At 68.0% G+C, this 8,173-nt stretch carries 8 protein-coding genes and 3 pseudogenes; 2 read left to right on the top strand and 9 right to left on the bottom strand.

Going from position 1 to position 8,173, the window contains the following annotated elements; genetic code table 11:
• Window positions 1-216: 216 nt before the first annotated feature.
• From ADK64_RS42055 to ADK64_RS42045, 3 genes are all read right to left on the bottom strand, one after another.
• Window positions 217-615: a hypothetical protein gene (locus ADK64_RS42055; protein ID WP_053667540.1), complete on the bottom strand. Its 399-nt coding sequence runs from the start codon at window positions 613-615 to the stop codon at window positions 217-219.
• A gap of 16 nt (window positions 616-631) precedes the next feature.
• The gene (locus ADK64_RS42050) at window positions 632-1,474 is read right to left on the bottom strand and encodes an alpha/beta fold hydrolase (protein WP_234384943.1); all 843 of its coding nucleotides are present in this window, start codon (window positions 1,472-1,474) and stop codon (window positions 632-634) included.
• 75 nt (window positions 1,475-1,549) lie between these two features.
• Window positions 1,550-2,020: a winged helix-turn-helix transcriptional regulator gene (locus ADK64_RS42045; protein WP_053667538.1), complete on the bottom strand. Its 471-nt coding sequence runs from the start codon at window positions 2,018-2,020 to the stop codon at window positions 1,550-1,552.
• Between the two features lie 156 nt (window positions 2,021-2,176).
• Between ADK64_RS42045 and ADK64_RS42040 the strand changes: the two genes are divergently transcribed.
• Entirely contained in the window at window positions 2,177-2,608 is a 432-nt protein-coding gene (locus ADK64_RS42040) for an ASCH domain-containing protein (RefSeq protein ID WP_053667537.1), read from the top strand.
• A 72-nt stretch (window positions 2,609-2,680) separates the two neighbouring features.
• On the opposite strand, the gene ADK64_RS44650 is transcribed toward ADK64_RS42040, so the two are convergent.
• The 4 genes and pseudogenes from ADK64_RS44650 to ADK64_RS42020 all read right to left on the bottom strand — a co-directional run bounded on the left by ADK64_RS44650 (window position 2,681) and on the right by ADK64_RS42020 (window position 5,281).
• Window positions 2,681-3,555 (bottom strand): IS5 family transposase gene (locus ADK64_RS44650; RefSeq protein ID WP_199829864.1). Its coding sequence is split into 2 segments (ribosomal slippage): window positions 2,681-3,208 and window positions 3,211-3,555, totalling 873 coding nucleotides; the frame shifts between segments, so codons are not numbered across the junction.
• Between the two features lie 45 nt (window positions 3,556-3,600).
• Window positions 3,601-4,389 (bottom strand): annotated as a pseudogene (locus ADK64_RS42025) (integrase core domain-containing protein); the annotation flags it as partial.
• A pseudogene (locus ADK64_RS44645) lies at window positions 4,388-4,537 on the bottom strand (chloramphenicol efflux MFS transporter); the annotation flags it as partial. The pseudogenes ADK64_RS44645 and ADK64_RS42025, both read right to left, overlap by 2 nt.
• Window positions 4,538-4,714: 177 nt before the next feature.
• On the bottom strand, window positions 4,715-5,281 hold the full coding sequence (locus ADK64_RS42020) for a TetR-like C-terminal domain-containing protein (protein ID WP_053667535.1): 567 nt from the start codon (window positions 5,279-5,281) through the stop codon (window positions 4,715-4,717).
• Between the two features lie 76 nt (window positions 5,282-5,357).
• On the opposite strand from ADK64_RS42020, the gene ADK64_RS42015 reads away from it, so the two are divergent.
• Window positions 5,358-6,641: an MFS transporter gene (locus ADK64_RS42015; RefSeq protein WP_078993171.1), complete on the top strand. Its 1,284-nt coding sequence runs from the start codon at window positions 5,358-5,360 to the stop codon at window positions 6,639-6,641.
• 141 nt (window positions 6,642-6,782) lie between these two features.
• Here ADK64_RS42015 and ADK64_RS49430 read toward each other — a convergent pair.
• Together ADK64_RS49430 and ADK64_RS42010 are read right to left on the bottom strand one after the other, a co-directional pair.
• Window positions 6,783-6,896: pseudogene (locus ADK64_RS49430) on the bottom strand (ketopantoate reductase C-terminal domain-containing protein); the annotation flags it as partial.
• A gap of 246 nt (window positions 6,897-7,142) precedes the next feature.
• Window positions 7,143-7,565, bottom strand: a complete 423-nt coding sequence (locus ADK64_RS42010) for a hypothetical protein (protein ID WP_053667534.1) — start codon at window positions 7,563-7,565, stop codon at window positions 7,143-7,145.
• Window positions 7,566-8,173: the final 608 nt, after the last annotated feature.

The raw sequence follows: 8,173 nt of genomic DNA, 5'->3' as shown, positions 1-8,173 counted from the left end.
AGGCACTGCAGTACCGGCACAACATCCTCGGCGGATTCCTCACCGGGACGGGCCTCGCTCTCGACAGACCGAACTGACCCTAATACGCCGAAGTCAGTAGTGATTCCTGCCGGGGATCGTCGGTCGGTCCCCGGCAGTGCAGCGAGCCGAACGGTGCTTGTCTGTCCGTTCCCAGTTCCGAGGCCTGCGGCACTTGCGGCCGGCCCTGGAACGGGGTCACATGACGGCGTCGGTCTGCAGCGGGCCCGCGGTGATGCGCAGTGTACGGATGCGGACCGGGTCCTCCTGGTCGAGGTAGAAGATGTGCATGAACGGGGCGCGCACCACCCGGTCCGGCTCGCTCTTCTTGGCCATGACCGCCTCGCCGCGCAGCAGACGGACGCCGTCGCCCGCGGCCCAGAACTCCAAGACCTTGTGGGTGATGATCAGCGGCGCGTCGATCTTGACGAAGAAAGCCTTGATGGCCTCCACGCCATGGATGTGCGCGGTACCGAAGAACATGTCGGTGAGCTCGGTCAGTGGCGCGAAGCCCTCATCGAATTCCAGGGTGTCGATGGCGTCCATGAATTTAAGGACCCAGCCGGGCGCGGCCATCGCTTGGGCGGCGTCTGACATGGTGACGCTCTCCTGATCAGGCTGCGGCGGGCAGGGCAGTAAGGAAGGCGTCGATCTCGGAGTTGACGCCTTCGGGATTCTCGCGGGCGGCGAGGTGAGCGGTGTGCTGGAGTACGCGGAAGGTGCTCCCCTCGATGGCGTCGGCCATTTTCCGCACCACGTGCACGGGGAACTGGCTGTCCTCCTCACCGGCGATGACCAGGACGGGCACGTTCCTGATGGTGTTCAGGCGGCGGTGCTCGTCCTTGCGGCCGATGAGGATGCTGCGCAGCGCCCATGCGACCGACTTCGGGTCGTCTCGCAGCACGAACTTGGTGAACTCGACGAACTCCAGGTTGGTGGCCTCGGCGGTGGGGCCGGCGAATGCAGCGCGCGCGGCCTTGGCGGCCAGCGGCGGCATCTTCGCGTGCAGTGAGAGGAACGTGGACAGCGCGGTGGCCCAGATGCTCTCGAACATCGTGGGCAGGGAGGCGGTGCAGTTGATCCCGATCGCCGCCGTGGTCCGTTGTGGGTAGTAGGCCGGGAAGACGCCGGCGAGCATGCCGCCCCAACTGTTGCCCACCAGAACGCACTTGTGGATGTCGAGCGCGTCGAGGATCTCGACGAGCGCATCGGAGCAGTCCTTGAGGTCAATGATCTTGCGCAGCGCGTCGGACTTGCCGTGTCCGGGACTGTCGATGAGCACCACGTGGTGGGTCGGGGCGAAGTGCTCGTACTGGTACTGCCACATGGTGCCGTCCATCATCAGGCTGGGCCAGAACACCATGGCAGGGCCATCGGAACGGCCACCCACGCGCAAGTTGATCAGCCCCAGTGAGGTGGGGATCAGCTTCTCGGTGACCCCCTCGAGCCAGTTCATGGTCATGATCAGCCCTCTCTGTGATCGAGGAACCGTTTATCCTAGTAGCATAGCAGTACTAGTTTCAAAATGCCACTAGTGACCTCTCTCGACACCGCCTTCCTCGGCGGGCATGGGGCGCAGGGTCGAGGCCTCGACTGGCCGGTGGCAGCTGCTGCAGGCGAGGTACGGATTGGTCGGGTTGCCGCACACCGTGTGCATCAGCGGGTGATGCGTGATGTCGCTGTCGGTCGCATGGGTCTCAGCCCAACGTGTGATGGCCGCGATGGCGGGGACGACGAGTTCGCGGGCGCTGTCGGTGAGCTGGTACTCGTACCACGGCTTGTCCGAGCGGTAGGCGCGCTTGGTGAGCAGGCCCAGGTCGGTCAGGCTGTTGAGCCGCGCGGTGAGGATGTTCGCAGAGATGCCCAGGGCCCGCTTGAGTTCCCCGAACCGGCCGACTCCGAAGAACACCTCCCGCAGGATCCGGTAGTTCCAGCGCTCGGAGATCGCGGCCAGGAACTCCTGCCTGTGCTGAAAGGTGACGTGGTTCCTGCGGTCGGACACGACTTCTCCTCTCCGGGGATCCCGGCTGTATAGTTTTGAAACGAAATTAGTTCTGCAATGCTACTAGGGCGTGTTGTGAAAGTGCTTGCTGTGGGTTCGGGGGCGAGCGGAGCGGTGGCCCTTGATCAACGCGGCCGGGCTCCATAACCTCGCTCGATGGGACATGACGACCTCCCCACTCTTGAACTCGCCTTCCCGAGTCCGGAACGTGACCGTGGTGTGGCGGCGATCCTGAGCGGTCAGAAGACCGCGCTCACGGGTCTCCTGGAGATCTACGAACACGCCGGCGAGGCAGTACCGGTGACCGGACAGCGATTCTGGGTGCTCGATTCCGAAGGTCGTCCGGCCGTCACGATCGAGCTCGTCGACGTGCGCGTCGTTCCCATGAAGGAGATCGACGACGACTTCGCGCGAGCAGAGGGACGCGGCTACTCCGACGTGGCGGAGTGGCGGGCAGCGCACGAAGAGTTCTTCCGGAGCGATGGCGTGAGCGAGTATCTGGGACGCACCCCGGTCATTGATGACGACACTCTTGTCGTTGCAGAACGCTTCCGAGCGGTCGAGCCCGACGACTCGGGTGGTCCGTGACCCGCGTCCGACTCGATGGGAGTCCGGGAGGATCAATCGGACAGGCCCTGTGGGTGCTGGGACGGCTGCTGGTCATAGCCACTCGTTGATGGCTGCGACCAGTACGGTTGCCTCGTAATGGACGGCGAGCTTGTCATATCGCGTGGCGACGGCTCGGTGGCGCTTCAGCCGATTGATCCCGCATTCCGCCGCATGGCGCTCCTTGTAGTCGGCCGTGTCGAACTTGGGCGGTCGGCCGCCTCGGGAGCCGAGCTTCTTGCGGTTGCGGACCTGGTCGGCCTTCTCCGGAATGGTGCACGCGACACCTCGTCTGCGCAGGTAGGCGCGGTTCGCGCGAGAGCCGTAGGCCTTATCAGCACGGACCTTGTCCGGCTTGGTGCGGGGCCGGCCCGGGCCAATGCGGGGCACCCGGATGCCCTCTAGCACGGGCTGGAACTGCGGGCTGTCGTGCCTCTGTCCGGCGGTCACGAGCAGGGACAGAGGCTTCTGACCCTGCTCGACCGCAAGGTGCAGCTTGGTGGTCAGTCCGCCGCGCGAGCGTCCGAGGCCGTGGTCGTCAGGCTCGGCGTCGACGCCACCAGGAGGCTCCTTCTGCAGATCCCCCTTTTGCGAGCCCCGGCGGCGTGCTGGTGCGCGCGGGCGATCGTGGAGTCCACGCTGACATCCCACGTGATCAGGCCCTTCGCATCGGCCTCGGCCTGCAGTTGCTCGAAGATCCGCTTCCACGTGCCGTCGCGTTGCCACCGCCGGAAGAGGTCGTAGGCCCGATCCCACGGCCCGTACCGCTCGGGGAGATCCCGCCACGGCGCACCAGTCCTGGTCCGCCACCGTATGCCGTCGATCAGCTGCCGACGGGTCCACGTCGGCGGCCGTCCTGGCTTCTTACCCGTCGGCAACAGCGGTTCAAGTCGGACCCACTGGCCATGCGTCAGATCACCACGCCCCACGGCAAGTGATCATTTCACGACCTTGATCCACTTTCGCAACAGACCCTAGGTGTTGCTGGCCATGACGTTGGTGGCGGTTGCGGAGGCGGGAGGCCGGAGGACGGGTACCGGCGGTGGTGTGAGGCCGGTGGTAGTTGTAGTGGACGTTCCAGACTGCGATTGGTTGGGCCCGCTGCGCTTCAGAGGTCCACAGGCGGGCGTAGAGGAGTTCCTCGGCGAGGATGCGCTGGTACCGCTCGACCTTGCCGTTGTGCCGGGGCGTGTAGGGCTTGGTCCGCTGATGGCGGGAGGCCCGCGAGGTCAGGGAGCGTGCGAAGGCTGCGGCCGGTAGTTGGCGCCGTTGCCGGTGACCACGCGCACGATCCGGTGGATGCCGTGGGCGGCGAAGAACGCGCGGGCGCGGTTGAAGAACGCCACGGTGGTGGCCTTCTCGTCGGGGAGGTGTTCCGTGTAGGCGAGGCGGGAGAATCCGTCGATGGCTGAGTGGAGGTAGGCGTATCCGCCCTTGGCTCCGGCGCTCTTCGCACGCTGAGCGACCTTTGCCTGTTCCGAGTCGCGGCCGTGGGCCCGCCACCCGCCGCCGTCGGGTATGCGCCCGACCTTCTTGACGTCCAGGTGGACCATGTGGCCGGGGTGGCGGGCCACGATCCGTTTCGGCGGGTACCGGTTGGTGGACCCGTTCGGGTCGAGGGACCGGCGGTGGTTGATGCCCAGGCGTGCCAGCCACCGGCCCACGGTTCGTTCGCTGATCCTCACGCCGTGGCCCTTGAGTTCGAGCGCGATCCTGCGGGCGGACCACTTGTTGTCGCGCCGTAGTCGTTCGATCCGTTCGAGCCGCCTCGTAGAGGACCCGCGTGATCAGAGTGCTGCCCAGCGCGAAAGACAGCGCGCCTTGAACGAACACGAGGGTAAGCAGAGCGACCGGCTGGTCGGCCACCATGGCCAGCGCGGGCCAGCCAATGAGCAGCAGCGAACCAGCAACACCCCAGGCCAGCGGCCACCCCGCACACCGACAAGCCCTCCTCTGAGCGTCACCGGAGCCAGGCGATCAAGACGGAGGCTCACTGTCCAGGGGGTGCTTGCGCCTCGTGCCGAAGGGGCCGCCCAGGCGAGACACGTGTGCGTGTGCCACGCCGCGCCCCCGCGATCCGTGTGCGGCTCAGGGCGTCCGGAGCGTCGCCAGATAGGTGGACACCAGTGTGCGGGCCCAGTCGGCGGAGGCGGGCTCGGGGGTGAAAATGGCGCGATAGTAGAGCGGGCCGAGGAGGAAGTCCGCCGCGGTCTCCACGTCGAGTGCCGTCCCCCCGCGCTCCTGTTCGCGCCGGATGATCGCGCCGAGCTGGCGGTGGCGGTCCTCGACGCAGGCGCAGCCACCTGCCGGGCCGGAGCCGATCGTCGCCCGCATGAGGGCAAGCGTGTCCGGGTCGGCGACGTCGGTGGCCACGTCGGCGAGCCAGCGCTGGAGGTCGCCGGCGAGGGAGCCGGAGTCGGGGACGACCAGGTCGTCGGTGAAGCGGCTGGTGGCGACGTCGTTGAGCAGCTGGGCGGTGGACCCCCAGCGCCGGTACAGGGTGGTGGGGTGCACGCCGGCGCGCGCGGCCACGGCGGGCAGGGTCAGTGTCTCCGCTTCCTCCTCGGCGAGGAGTTCTGCGACGGCGCGATGGACGGCCGCCCGCACCTTCGCGGAGCGGCCGCCGGGACGTACCTGGGTCAACGAGTCAGCCATGGGGAAATTATCGCACTGATCGTTGCGTTAGTGGTAGCGTCCTAAACGCATCGATCACTGCTTTTGGAGTCGCGTCGTGTCCGGTCCCGCCCCGTCCCAGCTCCAGCCCTCTCTGCCGCCCACCCACCGGGTGGTGCCACCGGAGGAGAGGCGACGACGGCTGAGCCGTCCCGTCGCCTTCGCCTCCCTCGCGGTCGTCTTCGTGCTGTTCATGGCCGCCTCCAGCGCGCCCTCCCCGCTCTATGTCGTCTACCAGCAGGAATGGCACTTCTCCGCCACCACCCTCACCACGGTCTTCGCCGTCTACGTGCTCGGCATGATCGGGGCGCTGCTCATCCTCGGCGCCCTCTCCGACCACCTCGGCCGCCGTCCGGTCCTGCTCTCCGCGATCGCCCTCGAAGCGGTCTCGATGGTCCTGTTCCTCACCGCGGGCAACGTCGGCCTGCTGCTGACGGCACGCTTCATCCAGGGCATCGCCACCGGGGCCGCCATGACCACGCTCGGCGCCGCACTGTCCGACCTCAACCCCGCGCACGCCCCGCACCGGGCTGGCCTCGTCACGGGCACCGCGCCCACCTTGGGACTCGGACTGGGCTCACTCGGATGCGGGCTCCTCATCGAGTACGGGCCGCACCCCACCCGCCTCGTCTACGTGCTGCTGCTCCTCGCCCTCGTGGCGGCCGGCGCCCTCCTGTCGGCCCTGCCCGAGACCTCGCTGCGCCGCCCGGGCGCCGCCCGCTCGCTCCAGCCCCGCCTGCGGGTCGCCCCCCACCTGCGGGCCGACCTGCTGAGCCTGGTCCCGATCCTCATCGCGAGCTGGGCGCTCGGCGGCCTCTACCTCTCGCTCGGCCCGTCCGTCGCCGTCGGCCTGTTCGGTCTCTCCAGCCACGTCGTCGGCGGACTCGTGGTCACCCTGCTCACCGGCCCCGCCTTCCTCACCGCCCTCGCCCTGCGCGGCTGGCCCGTCGGACGGACCCTCGCCGTCAGCGCAACCCTGCTCCTCGTCGGCACGGCCGTCGCCCTGACCGGTGTGGAGGAGCACTCCCTGACCGCGGCCGCCCTCGGAACCGCGATCGCGGGCGTCGGCTTCGGCGGCTCCGCCCTCGCCAGCTTCGGCACCCTGGCCCGGATAGCCCGCCCCGCCGAACGCAGCGAGCTGCTCTCCGTCGCCTTCGTCATCTCCTACCTGGCCTTCAGCATCCCGGCCGTGATCGCCGGCATCGCCGCCACGCACGCCGGCCTGCACGACACGTTCGTCACCTACGCGGCGACGGTCGCCGCCCTCTGCGCCCTCGCCCTGCTCGCCCAGCACCTGCGCGCGACCCGCACCCCCGCCACCGGAGGCGTTCCCCAGGTGTGAGGAACCGCCCGGGAACCGGTCGCCGCGGCCCGCTCGAGGCCGCGGCGACCGCGGTGCGTCGGACGTTCGGCTGCCGTCCGCCCGGTCCCAGCCCGGCCGGGATGCGTTCGCCACGCACTGGTTGTGCACCCGGAGGCGGACCATGGCGGCGTTCAGCAGCGGAGCAGACAGGTCGAGGCGCTTCGCCGCACGGGCGAGGGAGGCCAGGACGTGCTCGACCTCCGTGGGCCGCGCGTCCAGGACATCCCGGTACATCGAAACCATGCGGGAGCGGGAACGGGGAGGTCGGCTGTCCTACCGGGCAGCCGAAGCGGGGAACCCGTCATGATCGCGTCACCAACGACAGCGTGCGGCCTCCGGCGCGGCTGACCGCATGCGTGGCGTCCCGCCACAGGCGGCGAGACGGGAACGCCACGAACACGCCCGACACGCTACCCCAGCAGCCGGACCGGGAATTACAGAACCTGCGTACGGGGCACGACGGTCAGCCAGCACACCCACTCACGGGCGCAGGACCGAGGTGTACTGACTCCTGCTGTCACCGAGGTAATTGCTGTCGTAGGTGCCCTTCGGGGTGAGCAGCCAGTACCCGCCCACCATCGGCTCGAAGTGCCACGTGCCCGTGTAGGCGCTCTTGCTGAAGGTGACGTGCAGGTAGACATGGCCGACCTTGCCTGAGGCGACCTTCACCGTGGGTGAGTAGCCGGGAAGCGTGAGTCCGATCAGCCCGTTGGACTCGTAGTAGCTGGCCTTCTCCCAACGGTGGTGCACCGGATTCCACCACGTGGCGGAGATCCCCCGCATCTGCTTGAAGCCCGGGGCTGAGAAGTTCCACAAGGACAGCGCAAAGCCGGCCGGGGCCAGAACATCCCGGGACTTCTCTATGTAGGACATCGTGACGCCGATCGTGGTGCCCCGGTGCATGGACGTCGGGATGCCGCTTGCCCACTCCTTCAACGTCCCGATCCGGTGAGTCGCGGGCACCTGAGTGCCGGCCGGGGCCGCGGATGCTGTGCCCGCGCTGATCGACACCAACCCCATTGCCGCGGCGGCTGCAACTGCGGCCGCACGTATACGTGTTCTCATGCTGTCCCCTCCCAGTGATCCATCAGCCGCGCATCCTACGCACCCGCCCGCCCTCCCTGGGTAAGGCCACCGCAAGACCACCCGCGACACACGCACGTCCGGTACAGCGCGCAAGGCTCAGGAGGTCAGAAGGCGCGCCGTTTGCGCCAGGCGGGGCTTGAGCATCGCACGTTGTCGGGGTACAAGGTCACGTGCAAAGCCGGGTACAGGCTCACGTACAGAGCTGGGTGTGCTCCAACTGGCGTACATACAGCGGGTGCCGGGGCCATCCGATCGGGAAGTGTAAGGGCCGCTTCGAGTGGTCAAGGGCGCCTGCGGCGGCGCTGCGCGCTGCAATGCCGCGTAGTTACTGACTTCGGCGTATTAGGGTCAGTTCGGTCTGTCGAGAGCGAGGCCCGTCCCGGTGAGGAATCCGCCGAGGATGTTGTGCCGGTACTGCAGTGCCT

Source organism: Streptomyces sp. MMG1121, from assembly GCF_001280015.1.
In the GTDB taxonomy this organism is placed as follows: Bacteria; Actinomycetota; Actinomycetes; order Streptomycetales; family Streptomycetaceae; genus Streptomyces.
This window is presented reverse-complemented; position numbering and strand designations above follow the sequence as displayed.